Source organism: Gemmatimonadota bacterium (assembly GCA_026387915.1).
GTDB lineage: Bacteria > Gemmatimonadota > Gemmatimonadetes > Gemmatimonadales > Gemmatimonadaceae > Fen-1231.
Window position 1 is genome coordinate 1 of sequence record JAPLKS010000013.1, and the last position, 17,897, is coordinate 17,897.

The 17,897-nt window shown below is 65.4% G+C and carries 14 protein-coding genes, 2 tRNA genes and 1 riboswitch; of the genes, 1 reads left to right on the forward strand and 15 read right to left on the reverse strand.

Annotation, left to right across the window (positions count from 1 at the left end):
- Window positions 1–3 precede the first annotated feature (3 nt).
- The 3 genes from NTZ43_06965 to tadA form a co-directional block, all read right to left on the reverse strand.
- A tRNA-Ser gene (locus tag NTZ43_06965) sits at window positions 4–90 on the reverse strand.
- A gap of 71 nt (window positions 91–161) precedes the next feature.
- Window positions 162–248: transfer RNA gene (locus NTZ43_06970), tRNA-Ser, on the reverse strand.
- Window positions 249–313: 65 nt separating this feature from the next.
- The gene (gene tadA, locus NTZ43_06975) at window positions 314–778 is read right to left on the reverse strand and encodes a tRNA adenosine(34) deaminase TadA (protein ID MCX5766946.1); all 465 of its coding nucleotides are present in this window, start codon (window positions 776–778) and stop codon (window positions 314–316) included.
- Between the two features lie 252 nt (window positions 779–1,030).
- Between tadA and NTZ43_06980 the strand changes: the two genes are divergently transcribed.
- Entirely contained in the window at window positions 1,031–2,905 is a 1,875-nt protein-coding gene (locus NTZ43_06980; GenBank protein ID MCX5766947.1) for an Ig-like domain-containing protein, read from the forward strand.
- Window positions 2,906–2,981: 76 nt separating this feature from the next.
- On the opposite strand, the gene clpB is transcribed toward NTZ43_06980, so the two are convergent.
- The 12 genes from clpB to metK form a co-directional block, all read right to left on the reverse strand.
- Window positions 2,982–5,564 (reverse strand): ATP-dependent chaperone ClpB, encoded by a 2,583-nt coding sequence (gene clpB, locus NTZ43_06985; protein ID MCX5766948.1) that lies wholly within the window; start codon window positions 5,562–5,564, stop codon window positions 2,982–2,984.
- 158 nt (window positions 5,565–5,722) lie between these two features.
- Window positions 5,723–6,178 carry a hypothetical protein gene (locus NTZ43_06990; protein ID MCX5766949.1) on the reverse strand — a complete coding sequence of 152 codons (456 nt, stop codon included), beginning with the start codon at window positions 6,176–6,178 and terminating at the stop codon, window positions 5,723–5,725.
- Window positions 6,179–6,403: 225 nt separating this feature from the next.
- Window positions 6,404–8,254 (reverse strand): selenocysteine-specific translation elongation factor, encoded by a 1,851-nt coding sequence (selB, locus tag NTZ43_06995; GenBank protein MCX5766950.1) that lies wholly within the window; start codon window positions 8,252–8,254, stop codon window positions 6,404–6,406.
- Window positions 8,251–9,024 carry a DNA repair protein RecO gene (recO, locus tag NTZ43_07000; GenBank protein MCX5766951.1) on the reverse strand — a complete coding sequence of 258 codons (774 nt, stop codon included), beginning with the start codon at window positions 9,022–9,024 and terminating at the stop codon, window positions 8,251–8,253. The genes selB and recO overlap by 4 nt, the downstream gene beginning before the upstream one ends.
- 50 nt (window positions 9,025–9,074) lie before the next feature.
- Window positions 9,075–11,048, reverse strand: coding sequence for a TonB-dependent receptor (locus NTZ43_07005; protein MCX5766952.1), 1,974 nt, complete (start codon window positions 11,046–11,048; stop codon window positions 9,075–9,077).
- A 29-nt stretch (window positions 11,049–11,077) separates the two neighbouring features.
- Complete coding sequence (locus tag NTZ43_07010; protein ID MCX5766953.1) at window positions 11,078–11,869, reverse strand: ABC transporter ATP-binding protein; 792 nt, start codon at window positions 11,867–11,869, stop codon at window positions 11,078–11,080.
- Window positions 11,866–12,840 carry an iron ABC transporter permease gene (locus NTZ43_07015; protein ID MCX5766954.1) on the reverse strand — a complete coding sequence of 325 codons (975 nt, stop codon included), beginning with the start codon at window positions 12,838–12,840 and terminating at the stop codon, window positions 11,866–11,868. The genes NTZ43_07010 and NTZ43_07015 overlap by 4 nt, the downstream gene beginning before the upstream one ends.
- Window positions 12,837–13,733, reverse strand: a complete 897-nt coding sequence (locus NTZ43_07020) for a helical backbone metal receptor (protein MCX5766955.1) — start codon at window positions 13,731–13,733, stop codon at window positions 12,837–12,839. Before NTZ43_07020 ends, NTZ43_07015 begins: the two co-directional genes overlap by 4 nt.
- Before the next feature lie 124 nt (window positions 13,734–13,857).
- A riboswitch (cobalamin riboswitch) is annotated at window positions 13,858–13,976 on the reverse strand.
- Between the two features lie 35 nt (window positions 13,977–14,011).
- Entirely contained in the window at window positions 14,012–14,797 is a 786-nt protein-coding gene (locus tag NTZ43_07025) for a YdcF family protein (GenBank protein MCX5766956.1), read from the reverse strand.
- Between the two features lie 60 nt (window positions 14,798–14,857).
- Window positions 14,858–16,078 carry a hypothetical protein gene (locus NTZ43_07030; GenBank protein ID MCX5766957.1) on the reverse strand — a complete coding sequence of 407 codons (1,221 nt, stop codon included), beginning with the start codon at window positions 16,076–16,078 and terminating at the stop codon, window positions 14,858–14,860.
- A gap of 10 nt (window positions 16,079–16,088) precedes the next feature.
- Window positions 16,089–16,664, reverse strand: a complete 576-nt coding sequence (locus NTZ43_07035) for a bifunctional nuclease family protein (GenBank protein ID MCX5766958.1) — start codon at window positions 16,662–16,664, stop codon at window positions 16,089–16,091.
- Between the two features lie 27 nt (window positions 16,665–16,691).
- Window positions 16,692–17,867: a methionine adenosyltransferase gene (gene metK, locus NTZ43_07040; GenBank protein MCX5766959.1), complete on the reverse strand. Its 1,176-nt coding sequence runs from the start codon at window positions 17,865–17,867 to the stop codon at window positions 16,692–16,694.
- Window positions 17,868–17,897 lie beyond the last annotated feature (30 nt).

The window sequence follows — 17,897 nt, forward strand, 5'->3', positions numbered from 1 at the left end:
CCACGGACGGGGTGAGATTCGAACTCACGGTACGCTTTCACGTACACACACTTTCCAGGCGTGCGCCTTAAACCACTCGGCCACCCGTCCAAACCTTGCTCAAAACAAGCCGACGCGCGTGCCAAGATGCAGCATCACGCGTCGGAAACGGCCACTTCCAGCGGACAGGGTGAGATTCGAACTCACGGTACCGTTGCCGGTACGCCGGTTTTCGAGACCGGTGCCTTCAACCACTCGGCCACCTGTCCAGGTCGCGCTGTAGCCTTTGAAAATAATCAGGGAACGGGGGGCAGGTCAACGAGTTACGGGACAATTATCGGCGCGAGGCAAAGAAATCCTTGAGCAGTGCGCCGCACTCGCTGGCCAACACCCCGCCCGCAACCTCAGGACGGTGATTCAGCTTGGGATGGCGGAGCACATCCCCCACCGAACCGCCCATGCCGGCTTTATCGTCCCAGGCCCCAAACACCACGCGATCGAGTCGCGCGAGCACGATCGCCCCGGCACACATCGCACAGGGCTCGAGCGTCACATACAGGGTACAGCCCTCGAGCCGAGCCACCCCAAGGGCCGCGAGGGCCGCCTGTACGGCGATCATCTCGGCGTGCGCGGTTGGGTCGCCGGAGGCCACCATGGCGTTCGCGCCCCGAGCCAGCAGGTCACCCTCACGGACGATGACGGCTCCGACGGGCACTTCACCGGCGGCTCCCGCATCCTCGGCTTCTTCGAGGGCGAGGCGCATCCAGGCACTGTCTTTTGTGAGGCGATTCGTGGGCATTTGAACGGTCGTTGCAGACTGGGGTACGGAGGACAACTAATAATGGCGCGGCTCACGCGTCCAACGGGAGGTGGCGGCAGGGCGCGCCTCCGATAAACTTTGTGTGGCCCCGACCTGGGAAACCCGCGTATGCGACGTTCGCTCTCTGCCCTGCTTGCCCTTGTAGCCGCCGCCTCGTGTGGGGGAGGCTCCAACAGCTCCACGGCCCCCTCCTCGACCACTACGACCTCCACGGCAACCACCGTGGCGACCGTGAGCCTCTCAACGACTGCCGCCACCTTGCAGCCCGGTGGCACGGTCACGCTCATCGCGACGGCGGTCAACTCGACCGGCGGGTCGATCAGCGGCAAGACCGTGTCCTGGGCGAGCTCCTCCACGAGTGTCGCGACGGTGAGCTCGGCCGGATTGGTCACCGCGGTTTCCGCCGGCGTGGCCCAAATCACCGCCACGATCGACGCCAAGTCCGCTCAGGCGACCATCACGGTCACCTCCAATTGCGGCACCGTGCCCCTCTCATTGGCGCTCGGAGAAGTGCGCACGCTCTCGGGCGCTGAGCGCAGCGGATTCTGCTTGAGCGGCGGCAGTTCGGGGAGCGAATACGTCCTCATTCCGTACAAGACGGCGGACACGATTACCTCGATCGTCCCGCTCTCCTTTACCTCGCAGAGCACCGTGACCGTGACGACCAGCCCGCTCGCGAGCAGCGCGCTCTCGTCTCCCGTCACCTCGAGCCTGAGCGGGCTGTTCCCGCGTAATCGCGTGCACGACGCGTTTGAAGCGCGACTCCGCGCCAGCGAGCGGCGCGACCTCGGGCCCATGTGGCGCGCACGCCGAGCCGCTGGCCGCTCGGCATTCGCCCAGTCGAACATCACGGGGCTCCCCGTCACGCCGACGGTGGGCACGACGGTGCAGATGAACATCAACGTGAAAGATGCCTGCACCAACCGCTCGAACCGGACCGGACGCGTCGCCGCCGTATCGAAGAACGCCATCATCGTGGCAGACTCCGCATCCCCCGCGGGCGGCTTCACCGACGCCGACTACGCGACGTTCGCTACAACGTTCGATACGCTGATTTACGCCCTCGACACGGCGGCATTCGGTGCGCCAACGGACCTCGACGGCAACAGCAAGATCGTCATTTTCTTTACGCCGGCCGTGAACGCGCTCTCCAAGGACGCGGATGGTGGCTACATCGCGGGCTTCTTCTACTCCCGCGATCTCTTTCCGCCGACGGCGCAGCCCGGAATCGCCGCCTGCCCGGGCAGCAACTACGCCGAAATGTTCTACATGCCGGTGGTGGACCCGACCCAGGTGTACAACAAGTTCTTCACGTCGAAGACGGCGTTGCAAACAGACGCGGTCGGCACCCTCGCGCACGAGATGCAGCATCTCATCAACGACTCGCGGCGCATCTACATCAACAATGCCGACGATTACGAGCAGGTGTGGCTCGACGAAGGGCTCTCCCATCTCGCGCAGGAGTTGCTCTACTACAAGGTCTCCGGCTTCACGCCGAAGAGCGATCTCAACTTGAGCACCGTTGCCTCTACGCAAGTGAAGGTGGACGCGATCAACGCGTACCAGGTGGACAACCTCGGCAACTTTATGGATTACCTCGCCGCGCCGGAGACGCACTCTCCCGTGGCGATGAACGACAGCCTCGAAACGCGCGGTTCCACCTGGTCCCTGCTCCGCTATGCGCTCGATCAAGGCGCCAACGCCCCGGCGACGTACACGCGCGCGTTGGTGAACTCGAACTTGGTGGGCACGGCCAACTTCAACAACGCGTTCAGCGGCGCATTCAGTGGCGGTATTGTCACCGCCGTGCGGCAGATGGCCTTAGCCAGCTTCCTCGACAACTCCGGCATCAGTACCGATACCAAGTACGCCTACGCGAGCTGGAATTTCCGCAGCATACTCCCGGCGATTACCACGTCCAAGTTGTTCCCGCTCCTCACGCACCCCCTCACGCCGACCATCCCAGCCGCGTTCACGTTGCGGAGCGGTGCCGCTGGGTATGTGCGCTTTGGCGTCATTGCCAATGCCACCGCCTCGATCAATAGCGCGTCCGGCTCGGCGTCAGTACCGGCCACCATCGAACTGTTGCTGGTGCGCACGAAGTAAGGGGCTCACCCGACTACACACGAGGGGCCGGCGATGTCGCCGGCCCCTCGTGTCATTTCCACTGCTGCGTCGGTAGCTACGCCTTCTCAAACACTAGCTTATCGCCCGACACCGTCGCCTTGAGGTGATCCCCCTCAACGAACGTCCCGTCGAGCACCGCCATCGCGAGCGGGTTCTGCAGCAGCCGCTGGATGGCCCGCTTGAGCGGCCGCGCGCCGAACGCCGGCTCGTATCCCTCGCGCGAGAGCAACGCCTTGGCCTCCGGCGTGAGCTCGAGCGTCAACTTGCGATCGGCGAGCAACGCCGTCATCCGCGCGAGCTGCAGCAACACAATCTGCTCAATGTGCTCGCGCGTGAGCGGACGGAAAATGATGATGTCGTCCACGCGGTTCAAGAACTCCGGCTTGAACTGCCCGCGCAACGTTTGCGTGACCTGCGCTTCCACCAGCGCCCACTCCGACCCGGCGTGCTCCAGAATCCACTGACTCCCCACATTGCTCGTCATGATGATGACGCTGTTCCGGAAGTCCACCGTGCGTCCCTGCGAGTCGGTGAGGCGCCCGTCGTCGAGAATCTGCAGCAGGATGTTGAACACATCCGGATGCGCCTTCTCGATTTCATCAAAGAGAATCACGCTATACGGCCGGCGACGGATAGCCTCGGTGAGTTGCCCGCCCTCTTCAAAGCCCACATAGCCCGGAGGTGCGCCAATCAACCGCGCCACGGCGTGCTTCTCCATGTACTCCGACATATCAATGCGCACCATCGCCTGTTCGTCGTCGAACAGGAACTGCGCGAGGGCGCGCGCCGTCTCGGTTTTGCCGACGCCCGTGGGTCCGAGGAAAATGAACGACCCGATCGGCCGGTTGGGGTCCTGCAGCCCGGCGCGTGACCGGCGCACGGCGTTCGCCACGGCCTCCACCGCCTCGGGCTGACCAACCACACGGTGCGCGAGCTCCTCGCCGAGCTTGGTGAGACGCTCCCGCTCGCTCTCCATCATGCGCGTCACGGGAATGCCGGTCCACTTGGCGACGATAACCGCAATGTCGTCGGCCGTGACTTCTTCCTTGAGGAACCGCGCCCCACCCTGCTGCTGCGACGCGAGGCGCGCCTCGGTGTCCTTCATCTGCTTTTCGAGTTGCGGCACGCGACCATACTGAATCTCCGCCGCTCGACCCAACTCACCGGAGCGCGTGGCGCGCTCGGCGTCCGTGCGCGCTTCTTCAATCTGCTGCTTGAGTTTGCCCACATCGCCCAAGACGTTCTTTTCCATCTGCCACTGCGCGGTCATCGACGCCATGCTTTCGCCGGCCTCCGAGAGTTCCTTCTCGATGGCCGTGCGACGTTCTTGCGATGCCGCGTCCTTTTCCTTCGCTAGCGCGAGATGCTCAATCTTCAGCTGATCAATGCGCCGCTTGACCTCATCAATCGGCTGCGGCAGCGAATCAATCTCAATCCGGAGCCCACTCGCTGCCTCGTCCATGAGATCAATCGCTTTGTCGGGCAGAAATCGATCGCCGATATAGCGATTGGAGAGCGTAGCCGCAGCGACAATGGCGCCGTCTGTGATGCGCACCCCATGATGCGACTCATAGCGCTCCTTGAGCCCGCGCAGAATCGCGATGGTATTCTCCACGGTCGGCTCGCCCACAAACACGGGCTGAAAGCGGCGCTCGAGCGCGGGGTCTTTCTCCACGTGCTTGCGGTACTCGTCGAGCGTGGTGGCGCCCACCACGCGCAGTTCACCGCGCGCGAGCATCGGTTTGAGCATGTTGCCGGCGTCCATCGAGCCTTCGGCTTTCCCGGCGCCAACGATGGTGTGCAGTTCGTCAATGAACACCACGAACTGCCCCTCACCGGCGACGATTTCTTTGAGCACGCTCTTGAGCCGTTCCTCGAACTCACCACGGAACTTGGCGCCAGCAATCAGCGCGCCGAGGTCGAGCGAGAGGAGTTGCTTGTTCTTGAGTCCTTCGGGGACGTCGCCATTCACGATGCGCTGCGCGAGCCCTTCGGCGATGGCCGTCTTGCCCACGCCAGGTTCGCCGATGAGCACCGGGTTATTCTTGGTGCGGCGCGACAGCACCTGAATCACCCGACGAATTTCTTCGTCGCGGCCGATCACGGGATCGAGCTTACCCTTGCGCGCATCCTCGGTGAGGTCGCGCGTGAATTTCTGCAGCGCTTGGTACTGATTCTCGGGCGTCTGGTCGGTGACGCTGTGTGCACCGCGCACCACTTGCATGGCTTCGGCGAGCGCCTCGGGTTTGACACCGGCCTTCTTGAGCAACATCGCGCTGTCGGTGGCCTTTGTTTCGGCGAGCGCAATGAGCAGATGTTCCGTAGAGATGTAGGCGTCGCCAAGGGTCTTAGCGCGCGCGTCGGCGGTGTCGAGCACGGCGTTGAGCTCGCGCGAGAGCTGCGGGTTGGCGTCGCTCTGTTTGGGATAGCGCCCGATTTCCGTGTCGCATCCCTCACGCAGCGTGGCAACGGCGATCCCCATCTTCTGGAGAATGGGAACGACAATGCTGTCCTGCTGGTCGAGCAGCACGCGGAACAGATGCGCGTCGTGCACGAGCGGATTGCCGGTGCGCCGTGCGAGGGCGACGGCATCGTTGAGCGCTTCGGCGGATTTTACAGTGAGGCGGTCGGGATTCACGGAGACAGCTCCGAGACGGGGATCATGGGTTACGGTCGCATCGATGTGGCGCGCACGGCATATTCCACTCGAGAAGAAAGCAACATTGATGCCGCGCCGAGTGCGTCAAAGTGGCAGAAACGTGAAACGCCCGAGCGAATCGCCCGGGCGTTTGCACACTACTTGTTGTTGAGCATCCTGACCACGCTGACTCGCTTTCCGTCGACTTCGAGCACTGCGAGATACACACCCGATGCCGCTTCCTGCGAGGTCCCCTTGTAGTTGCCATTCCAGTACCACACGAACTCACCACACGGCAACTGCACGTTTTCCAGCGGTGTCACGCCTCCTACCACGTTTCCTGCGCTGCCCTGCATGGTCGGCACAGCGACCAACTGCGACAGAATGTTGTAGATCCGGATTGAAACCCGGTACTGCTTGCTACCTTCCGCACAAGCCGGCGAATCGCCAATGGCAAATCTGGCGGATGTCTCTGGATTGAACGGATTGGGGTAGTTCTGCTGCAGCTTGCCTGGTTTAGAGCCTTGCGCCGTCCCAATGGATTGCGCGCTTCCGAAATGTGGCATGAGAGCGAGGGTCAGCACACCAACGAGTGCTAACCAACGTTTCTTCATGTTTTCTCCGACTGACTAAGCAGGATCTATGTCAGCTGCTCCAGTGAAAGGTTGACGTAAGTACCCAAGGGGTAACGTATTGGAAACGGCCCCGCATGTCAACGAGTAGGGGTACCCACCCCCGGAGGGGAGGTTCCCGCTCTCCCTGAGTATCGGCTCCAACCCAACCCTTGGAGCCGTCACGGTGGCCCAACCGCTGAATCGGGGTGCACTGTCGACTCAGGGCTACCCGAGCCGGCTCCAGTCGAACGTCCGAAAATCACCGTCGCGGCGGCTGATACCTCGACGATCGAGGTATTCCAGAAACGGAATCACGAATTTCCGGCTAAGTCCAAGTGTTTCACGGACTTGCGATGCTGTCACTGGCGTTCCGGCAGCTAGCCCTGCCTGAAGGGTCGCCAGCAATGAGGAAACTGCCTCAGGGCTAAAATAGCGGTCGGACGCCACGGCCACCGCGCGTTTCTGCTTTTCCAGCAGGCGCAGCAGCGCGGGGGTGTCGGGCCCGAACTTGGCGGCCAGTTCGGGCACGGAGGGCGGCTCGCCCCCCCCGGCCAGAAGCGCGGCCGCCAGATCGTCGAGGCGCTGCGCGTCGCGTGCGCCCGAAGCCGGCGAGAACCCTCTCCGTGCCACGACGCTTCCCTGCGCCACGAGCTTTTCCTTTCGCACGAGCTCGCCCAGGATGTCTTCAAAGAGTTCGGCGGCAGCACCCAGCGCCGTGCGCGCGCGTTCAAGCGGAAGCCCCGCGGCGAGAGGATCAGCTGCGTGGAATGATGAGACGTTTGACGTGAGGCGAGTGCGGAGTGTGTCGCGAAGCGCCGTATCAAACAGTCGCGTACCGATGCGCACGAAGGGTGCGCGCGTCGGTGGATACTCCGCGGCCACGCTCGGCAACACACCGAGGCGCACGGGCAAATCCGCCACGGCGAGTCCGGCGCCGCCACACTCGCGCACCATCCACTCGGCGCGTTCGCCAACGCTCGCTCCCGCCGCGGCAAACGGTTTAGAGCGCGGACCAGGCGGATGCGGGTCCGTCACGATGCCACCACCAATGGTCAGCGGCGGTGACGCGGTGCGCAATACAAAACGATCGCCGGCGCGCGCCACCACTGGCGCGTCGAGCACGAGGCGTGCGGGCACCGTCTTTCCATTCTCGAGACGTCCGCCCACCACACTCACACGAGCGCCGACGTCTGTAGTGCCGAGGTGAAAGCGCACGCGGGTGCGTGGGCCAAGCGATGCCGCCGCGTCGAGCAACGCGACGTCGGCACGCAGCACCGTGCTCTCCCGCCACGCATCCTCCGCGCGCACCAGCACGCCGCTGCGTGAAACATCTGCGCGCTCGAGTCCGCCGAGGGCGACTGCTATGCGATGCCCCGGCTGCGCACTTGCGACGGTGGCGCCGTGCGACTCGAGCGCGCGAATGCGCGCGGGGCGTGCGCCGGGATGCACCACAACCGTCGCATCGCGATCCAGTGTGCCACTCCAGAGAGTTCCGGTGACAACCGTGCCAGTTCCCTTCACCGTGAACGCGCGATCAATCGGTAGCCGCACGAGATCGGCAGCGTCACGCGCGGGAACGTCGCGCGCGGCCGCCGCGAGGGCGGCGCGCAACTCGGGGAGCCCTGCACCGGTGATGGCTGAACAGGCGATGATCGGCGCGCCCTCGAGCGGTGAGCCCGCCACGAGTGCGCGCACGTCGTCGGTGAGCATCGCGAGCCACTCGGCTTCCACGAGGTCGCTCTTGGTGAGCGCAATGACACCAGCGCGTACGCCGAGGAGGGTAAGAATCGCCAGATGTTCGCGCGTTTGCGGCATGGGGCCTTCGTCGGCCGCAATCACGAGCAGCGCGAGATCCACCCCAGTGGCGCCGGCCAACATCGTGCGCACAAAGGCTTCGTGCCCTGGCACATCGACGATGCTCATCTCCGCGTCGTCGAGCGTGAGCGGTGCGAAGCCGAGTTCGATGGTGATGCCGCGGCGTTTTTCTTCGGGGAGGCGATCGGTGTCCACGCCGGTGAGGGCACGCACGAGCGCCGTCTTGCCGTGATCGATGTGACCGGCCGTTCCGAGAATCACGCCGAGTCCCGGGCCGCGACCACCGAGGCTTCTTCCCAGGCGAGAAAGGCGCGCAACGGGCGGTCGTCGCCGATGTGTTCTTCTACGAACTCACGCAGCAGCCGCCGATGGGCGCGCGCCATGGTGTCGTCGGTGAGCGGCGCCTCGTCGCCCGCGAGCCACGCGGCGAGGGTGCGACGCGCCTCGCCGGGAATCGTACGTCCGCCGCGCGCCTGTAGCCCACAGGTGGCGCAGAGCGCGCCGCCCGCGCGGTGATCGAAGGTGACGGCCGCGTCGCCGTCGAGCAGCGTGTGGCAACTCGCGCACTCTTCCACGGCGGGGGCAAAGCCGAGTTCGCCGATGAGGCGCCACGCACCAGCAATAGCGAGCGCGGCGACTTGATCGTCGTCAGCCACGCCAATGGCATCGAACACGCGAACCGCGGCGTCGTGCACGCGGCCGCTCTCGTCTTCCTTGCCAAACCGTAAACAGAGCTCGGCGAGCGCCGACGCTGCGCGAAAACGCGCGAGGCTCTCGGCGAGTTCGGGGCGCGAGCGCGTGGCGTCAAAACCGGCAAGGGAATGCAGATCACGCGAGGGATGCACGCGGAGATGCGCGATGCCGCCGGTGAAGAGGTCGAGCGCACTTCCCATTTTGCTCTTGGGCGAGCGCGTCCCCCGCGCGATCACCGAGACAATACCCAACTCGGCGGTAGCGAGGCGCACGATCCGCGAGGACTCGCGGTAATCGAACGCGTGGAGGACGAGGGCCTGCGTAGCGACGGGATGCACGCCCTAAAGGTAAGCCCTCTCAGCCCAGGCTGAGGGGCTGGCCGCCGCGCCTAGTGCCCCCACCGCACCCCTGCGAAGAGCGTACGCCGCGGGGAGTCAAAGTGCAGCACGTCCTGGTACCTGGCATCGAGCGCGTTATTCACCCGCAGGATAAGCGAGACGGGCGCCTCAATGGTGCCTTCGAGCGGGATCGTCGTGGAGACGTCCAGCTTGGTGTAGCCCTGGAGCACCACGGGAGCCGCCGGGTACACGGCGTAGTCGCGGTCACTCCGCTCACCGATGCGCGTGACGCCGAGGTCGAAGGAGCCGCCACCTGTCATCTTCTGCGTGATCATCAGGGAAAAGGCGTGCGGCGGACGGCGCAGGAGCCGTTCCCCCACGACGTAGTTGGCACCCGCCGAGGCGTCGTAGCCGGCGCGCGTGGTGCGTGTGGCGGTGTACGCATAACTCGCACGCAACGTGGTGACGGCATCGGCGCGCCAGTCGGCTTCGAGTTCCACGCCGCGGGCATCGGCTGCGGCCACATTGAAATAGTTCGGTGCGCTCGGTGATGGCGGTGCGCCCGTGTACTGAATGACGTCGCGAAACTGCTGCGCGTACGCGGTGGCTTTCACGGCGAGCGTAGGCGAGAGATCGGCATCCACGCCCATCTCCGCACTCTGCGCGCGCTCGGGACGCAGCGCCGGATTTCCCTTGACGTAGCCTACGGCGAAGTTCTCATAGTACGACGGCGCCTTGAAGGCGGAGCCGAGAGAGGCGCGGGCGCGCCAATGATCACCGCCCTTCCACGCGAGGCCACCGCGCGCCGTGCCGAACGTACCGAACGCGCTGTTGCGGTCGAGGCGAACGCCACCGACGTACGACACCGATGGCGAGGCGTCGCCGAGGAGTTGCGCAAAGAGAGCGTCCGTGTGGCGACTGGCTTCGAACGCGTCATTTGAAGGACCGTACTGCGATTGCGAGTGCGACGTGGTGCGTTCGCGATCACGCGCCACTTCCCCGCCAATCGTCAACCACGTATGCGCCGACAGCTTGGCCGACACGCGCAGTTCCACGGCACGGCGCGTACGCACGCTGCGTGAGAAGTAGGCGTAAAAGCCGAGGGTGTCGGCCGCGTTGTCTTTGGCGTCGTTCGACCGCGGCAGGTATTCGTTGGAGGTCAGCAGCAGGTGCGCGGTGACCGCGTCGCTAAAGTGATGCTCGACGTCGGCCGATGCCACAAACCGATGTTCGATTTGCTCTGCGTTGTGGTCGACAATCGCGCCCGCAAAGTCCGTAGGATATTGAAAGGCCGACCCGGACCAGCGCGCGGCCACGGAGATGCGCGTGGCTAAATCCGGCGTCCAGTGCGCCGCGCCGCTGAGCACGTCGGACGCAAAGCGATTATTGAAGGCGAGTTCTCCGTTGGTCGACTGACGGCCGCCCGACAGGGAGAACCCTGCCCCAACGCCACCGCCACTCACGCCGAGTTCGCTGCGGCGCGCGCCGTGCGAGCCGGTGCCGACGAGCGCGTTCCAAGCGACGGGCTGCGTGCCACGGCGCGTAAAGAGTTGCACGACGCCGGTGACCGCATCGGAACCGTAGAGCACGCTGGCTGGGCCGCGGACGATTTCAATGCGCTCGATGTTCTCAAGACTCAACGTGGAAAGATCCACCGCGCCGCCCGCGTCGTTGAGCGGAACGCCATCGACCAACACGCGCACATAGTTGCTATTGCCACCGCGCACAAAGAGCGAGGTCTGGGCACCGACAGAGCCGGCGCTCACCACCGAGATTCCCGGCACGAGCCGAAGGGCATCTGAGACAACGGATAATCCGCGGCCGCGCAACTGCTCACCCGAGAGCACCGTAACCGCGGCCGTCGGAACTGCCGTGGCCACGGCCTCACGCGTTGCGGTCACAACCACCGTAGCGAGCGTATCACGCCCCAGCCCCTGTGCGGAGACAAAGAGTGGCGTGCTCACCACGAGCACCGAGGCGCACAGCAGGGTCAAGCGGTTCCGAAGGCGATGGGACGTATGCACGGGACTCTTGGTCGGGGGGTGGAAAATGATCATCGGGGACCTCTTTCGCGCAGGGGCACAATCTCTGGCGCTCCACCCACGGCGTCGCGCCGCACGAGGAGGGGCCAGTCGTACACACGCTCGAGGGTGTCGCGGTCGGTCATGACGTCGTCTGGAGACCCAGCCGCGGCCACTCGCCCCGCGTGCATAAGCACAATGTGCGAGGCAAAACGCGCGACGAGATTCAGTTGATGACTCACGAGGAGGACGGCCTTGCCCTCGTGCGCCAGTGATCCGAGCAACTCGAACACCGACATTTCGTGTGCGATGTCGAGGAAAGCGGTGGGTTCGTCGAACACGAGGGCGTCGCCACCCTGCGCGAGGGCGCGCGCGATGCGCACGCGTTGCCATTCGCCGCCACTCAACGCATCGGTGTCGCGATCCAGAAACGACTGAACCTCCGCGCGTTCCGCAGCCGCGTGTACCGCGGTGCGATCGTCGCTGGAACTCACCGACCAGGCGCCGGCATGCGGATAGCGGCCAAGGGCAATGAAGTCGCGCACGCTCAATGGAAACGCCGGTTCTTCGCGCTGCGGAACCACCGCAAGGCGGCGCGCGACGGCGCGACGGGAGAGGGTCGCGAGATCCACGCCGTCGAGGGTGACCGTGCCCGGCCGAGGCGCGAGGCGGCCGAGGAGCGCGCGCACGAGCGTGCTCTTGCCGCTGCCGTTGGGGCCAACCACGGCCGTGAGCGCGCCGCGGGCGCCCACGAATGAAACGTCAGTGACCGCTGGGTTCGGCGCGCCCGCGTAGCGCAACGTGACGTTCTCAAAGCGAATCACGAGCGCGCTCTCCGCAGCTGCACCAGAAAGAAGGGTACGCCGAGGAGCGCCGTGACCGCTCCCAGCGGCAACTCGTGTGGCGCGCGCAGCGTGCGCGCCGCGACGTCGGCGCCCACCACCAATGCGGCGCCGCCGATAGCGGCGCCAATCATCACGCCTCGTGCGCTCCGCGCGCCGAGCGCTCGTACGATGGCCGGCACAACCAGTCCAACGAATCCCACCAACCCGGCACCGGCGACGGTTACGGCGGCGACGAGCGAGGCCGCAAGAAAGGCACGGCGCGTCGCGCGCTCGACATGCACCCCGAGCGCGGCGGCGGCGTCCTCTCCGAGCGCGAGCAACTCAATGTCGCGCGCGGTGGCGAGGAGCACGGCACCACCGAGCGCCACATACACGGCCGACCACGCTATGCCGTTCCAGCTAGCGTCCGCGAGTGAGCCCATCATCCACCAGAGCGCTCCACGGACCGTTTCGGCCGGTGCACCAGCGAGCACGAGCATAATCGCCGCATTCGCAAAGGCGCCAACGACGACGCCGGCCATCACGAGCACGCGCGCGTCATGCGGCGCGCGTGCCACGCGCGCCACGAGCAACACGAGTGATACGGCGACCGCTGCACCACCAAAGGCAGCCAGCGGCACCAGCGCCGTGCCGAATCCCCACACGGTTGCAAAGACAGCGCCGATCGCCGCTCCTCCAGAGACACCCAGCAGATACGGTTCGGCCAGCGGATTGCGCACGGTGGCCTGCAACGCGGCGCCACTCATCCCGAGTCCCGCTCCCACCACAATCCCGAGAGCGGCGCGCGGCAAACGCAACTCCCACACAATGCTGCGCGCCGTGCTGGGCGCCGTAGTCAGGAGCGCGCGCAATACATCGGAGAGCCGAAGCGATGCGGAGCCAAACGTCAGCGCGGCAAGCACGGCGACGACGAGAGCCAACACGAGCAACGCCACGAGGCGACGCGTCATCGGCGCCCCTCTGGATGCAGGAGCGTGCGGAGATGACGCACCGCTTCTCCCATGCGCACGCCGGGCCGACTCACGAGCGCGGTATCCACAATGAGAATGCGCCCCTCACGCACGGCGGGGATCGCCTGCCACGCGCCCTTCTTCCGAATACTCTCGGCGCCGCTGGGACCGGCGATGACATAATCAGGATTTCGACGTACGATTTCTTCGATCGTCACCTGCGGCGACGGCGCTTCGAGATCATCAAAGAGATTTCGTCCGCCGGCGGCCGCCACCAGCTCGCTCATGTAGCTACCGCGGCCAATGGTCATCACCGGTGCGTCCCAGAGGTGCCAGAGCACCGTAGGGCCTGTACCGGCAGTGGCCGCTTGGCTTGCGGCCGCAATTGAGTGCTCGACGGAATCACTCACCACGGCGCCGGCGGCGCTGTCCCCAATGGCCCGCGCAATCCAGGTGGTCGCACGACGAAAGTCGGACACGTGGTCCGTACGCACAGCGATCGTCGCGATACCGGCACGACGCAGTTGCAGCGCCGCCGCCCGATTCGACGGGCTCCCGTAGATCACCACGAGATCCGGCCGCGTGGCAAGAATGGCTTCGACATTGGGCTGCATGCCGTTGCCGAGGTCCTGCACGGCGCGCGCGGCCGCGGGGTAGGTGTCCCAATGCGTGCGGCCCACCACGCGATCGCCAGCGCCGATGGCGAAAAGTATTTCGGTGGTCACCGGACTCAGCGAGACAATGCGGGTGGCCGGTGCGTTCACGCGAATGGTGTCGCCAAAGTCATCGCGGTCAAGCGACGCGGCGGTGACGGACGTGCGCGAGGCGTCACCGCGACAGGCGGCAACACTCACTGCAAGCACGACAGTCATCAACGCACGCGGCAGAAACACAAAGGGCTCCCCCCTCAAAGGAAGAAGCCCGGAACGTCCGCCACGTGCGCCAATCGGCGAGGCACGCAACGCACGCCACCAGCCCTCCCCCGAGGAACTGAATACAGTGGCGCAAGCGTGGGTCGTCTCCTGGCTCCGGGCCGTCCCCTCGCCTTCCCGACGGTCGTCAGTGGCGTGATGGAGGGGGCGTGGTACAAATGCCCGTTACAGTGGCGGGGCCGCGCCGGCATTTCACCGGCTTCCGTGTCCCGCGCTTGCAAATCAATTGTACAGGGAAGCTACGCCGCGGGCGCACCGGCGGCAAGTTCGCGCGTCGAGAACAACCGCCGCGCACCGTACACCACACTTCCCACCCACTCCACCGCATCGAACGCGCTTGCGCTCAGCGACTCCGCCGACGGCACAACATCCAGCCAGCTCGGCGTCCATTCGCTGATGTCCGCGGAGCGCCATTGCACGCTGGCAAATTCGGCGCGGAATACGGCGCGCGCGCGGCGCATATGCCACTCCGACGTGACAATTCCCACCGGCGTATCGCGTTGCAACCCAGGGATGCGCAGCGCCTCTGCCGGATGCTCGCGCGTCACGCGAGATCGCGGCTCCAGCACGATCAACGAATCCGGCACACCGGCGGCAAGCAATACGTCGCGCGTGAGCACTGCCAGCCGCTCCGGTGGACGATTGCGCGCGGCACTCTGCCCACTGAGCACAATGCGCGCGCTCGGCGACTCGCGCCACCACGCAATCGCGCGGCGCGCCCGACTCCACTGACTGAGCGTAATGCGGTCATCGGCGGAATCGCGGCCGAGCGAAAGCCCATCGCCGAGCACCAAAATGACCGAAGGCGGCGCGGATACTGGGGAGTCAGCGACTATCAGCGTGCGGCCAAGTGCCACGGACACCGGTCGGAGAGACAGCAGCAGCAGCGCAACCCATACCGCGCACGCGGCCCCCACCAAACGCCGAGTTTCCGGCTTCGCGTCAACGTGACGGCGCCATAACGTCAGCAGTAAAGCGCCGAGCGTCAGGAGCAACCAGGGATACGGCGAGGCAAACAGCTTCACGGCGGGCTCAGCTCGCACTCATGGCGCGTCTTACCAGACGCGAAATCACCGCCACCCGCATCAGGCGAGACCGTCACGCGACGCGACCGCCGCCGCAAGCCTTGCTTTGAGTCGAGCCCGCGCCTGAAAGTGGTCGGCGCGCTGATCGGCATTGGGCGCGGCGATGCGCGCAAACGCGTCGTCAAGATCGGTGACCAAGCGCTCGAGCTCAGCGACGGACTCAGCACCCTGCGCCGACAACACGCCGGGCGTTGAGCCGCGTCGCTTGAACGCGCGGGCGAACCCAATCAGCAAGACAGCGCCAGCCACCGTGACCGCAATCGCCAGTCGCAGGCTCGCCGTCACTCGCGCCGTTGCCGGCAACGTGAGCGCGATGGTCGCCGCGCCGACATCCTGCGCAAGGTACCGCCGGAACGAACGGCCTCCGCTAGCGGCGTTTGCCACCGCTTTCAAACCTGCCCCAGCCGCCGTGCCCTCGGTTTCCTCGAGCAGCACCTCGAGCACCATCGTGGAGTCGTCGGCGGGCAATGTGACGGCCGTGACGCGCGCTGGCACCTTATAGCTGAACGAGAATTGCTTAATGCCCGGCGCAATCGGCGCTATGATGCGCACGCGTTCACCACTCGTCTGCATGGCGTCGGCGCTCACCTCGCCGTCGCCGGCCGCGACGTCGGTCGCGCCAGCGGGGAGTCGAGCGTCGAAGGTACCACTGGTCGCCGCGGAGATGCGGGTGACAATGGAGTCGTTCGAAATTTCGTACACCTCCACGAATCTCCGCATCCCCGCACTGTCGGGGGACCCGACCACCAGATGGCGCCCCCGCACGCGAATGGGGAGGCGCGCGCTCGTTGTGTCGAACACGAGCACCGTGGCGGCATCGCCCTCCACGCGCCAGTCGCGGAGTGGCGCCGTAAAGTATGCAACGCCACCGCGGAGAGCCGAGACAAAATAGAGCGCGGTGCTGTCGCCCGAGTGCCGATAGCGGAACGTGTAGCGTCCGGCGGCGTCGGTGAGGAGCGAGTCGAGAGGCGCGGCTGCGTCACGCCCCACGCGATGCAGGGTGACGCGCGTGTTCGCCACGGCGAGGCCGGAGTCGCCGCCGGGGCGCAGCACGCGACCGCGCACCTCGCGCAGAGCGGTGTCTGCCGGCACCGACGCACGATTGTGCGGTGCTTGCGCACGGAGCGGCGCGGCGCCGATGCCGATGCCGATGCCGCCGAGGAGCGCGACGGCCACGACGCACGTCGCGCGCAATGCGCGCGCACCCGAACCGGTCATCATGCGATGGCCGCTACAGAGTGAATTTTCCAAAATCTTCTGGACGGAGGCGCTCGAGGTGCCGCTGGAGTAACTGGGCGCCGCTGAGTTCGGCGTCGGGCTCTGCCGCGGCAAACCCGTCGTCAGCAACGTCGGCTTCGGCGACCTCCGACGCATCGGCATCGGCATTGCCCGCGGCATCAGGAGTTGATGCGCTGGCCGGCTCATGCTCCGCGAGGAGCGATTCGGAGGCAAAGATCGGCGCGCCGAACCGCAAGGCGAGGGCAATGCTGTCAGAGGGGCGGGCGTCGACCACGAACTGTTCACCATTCCGAGTGAGGTGAAGCTCCGCATAGAACGTGGCATCTTCCACGCGCGTGATGTGCACGCGCTGCAACGTGCCACCCAACGTCACGATCAGTGCGCGTGCCAGATCGTGCGTCATCGGACGAGCACTGGGCACACCGTTGAGGTGCGCGGCAATCGACTCCGCCTCGGCGCGCCCAATCCAGATGGGTACAATGCGCGAGCCCGCACGCTCTTCGAGGATCACCACGAACGAGTTCGTGGAGCTGTCCAATCCGAGCCGCGAGACAGCCACCTCAATCACGCGTGCCTCCTCCTGTGGGCGATCCGCTTACGCGCGGACCGCCTGCTTGAGCGCGGCCACCTTATCGGTGCGCTCCCAGGTGAAGAGATTCACCTTCTTGCCGTGGCGCACGGCTTTCTCTGCCGTGCGGCCGAAGTGACCGTAGGCTGCGGTGTCGCTGTAAATCGGCTTGCGGAGGTCGAGCGCGTCGATGATCGCCTTGGGCGTCAAGTCGAACACTGACTCCACGGCGCGCATGATTTTGCGTTCGTCCACGCTGGCGGTGCCGAAGGTGTCCACCATCACCGAGACCGGCTTGACCACGCCAATCGCGTACGCCACCTGCACTTCGCACTTCGTAGCGAGCTTTGCCGCGACGATGTTCTTGGCCACCCAGCGCGCCGCATAGCACGCCGAGCGATCGACCTTGGACGGATCCTTGCCGCTGAAGGCACCACCGCCGTGACGTCCCATGCCACCGTAGGTGTCCACGATGATCTTGCGGCCGGTGAGACCGGCATCGCCCTGCGGGCCACCCACAACAAAGCGACCCGTGGGGTTGATGTGGTACTTGATCCCCTTGGGGCGGAGTTCTGCCGGGATGCACGCTTCGATGATGTCCTTGATGACCGACTCACGAATCGTCTTGTTCTTGACGGACTCGCTGTGCTGCGTGGAGATGACGACCGTATCAACCGCCACCGGCCGGCCGCCTTCGTACACGACGCTCACCTGCGACTTGCCATCGGGGCGGAGCCAAGGGAGCGTGCCATCTTTGCGGCGTGCCGCGAGGGCGCGCGTCAGCTTGTGTGCGAGCGTGATCGGGAGCGGCATCAGCTCTTCGGTCTCGTCGCACGCGTAGCCGAACATCATTCCCTGGTCGCCGGCGCCACCGGTGTCCACACCCATCGCAATGTCACTCGACTGCTGGTCGATAGTGGACATCACGGCGCAGGTGTGGGCATCGAATCCATAGCCCGCTTCGGTGTAGCCGATGCGCCGAATCGTCTCGCGCACGAGCGCGGGAAGATGGACGTAGGCTTCCGTCGTGATCTCACCGAAAATGGTGGCGAGGCCCGTGGTGACCATCGTTTCGCAGGCCACGCGTGAGGCGGGGTCGATTGCCAGCAGGGCGTCGAGCACCGCGTCGCTGATCTGGTCGGCGACTTTGTCGGGGTGCCCTTCGGTGACAGATTCGGAGGTGAACAGGTGGCGATGAAGCACAGGAGGCAGAGGCAAAGAGTGATGTTGCAC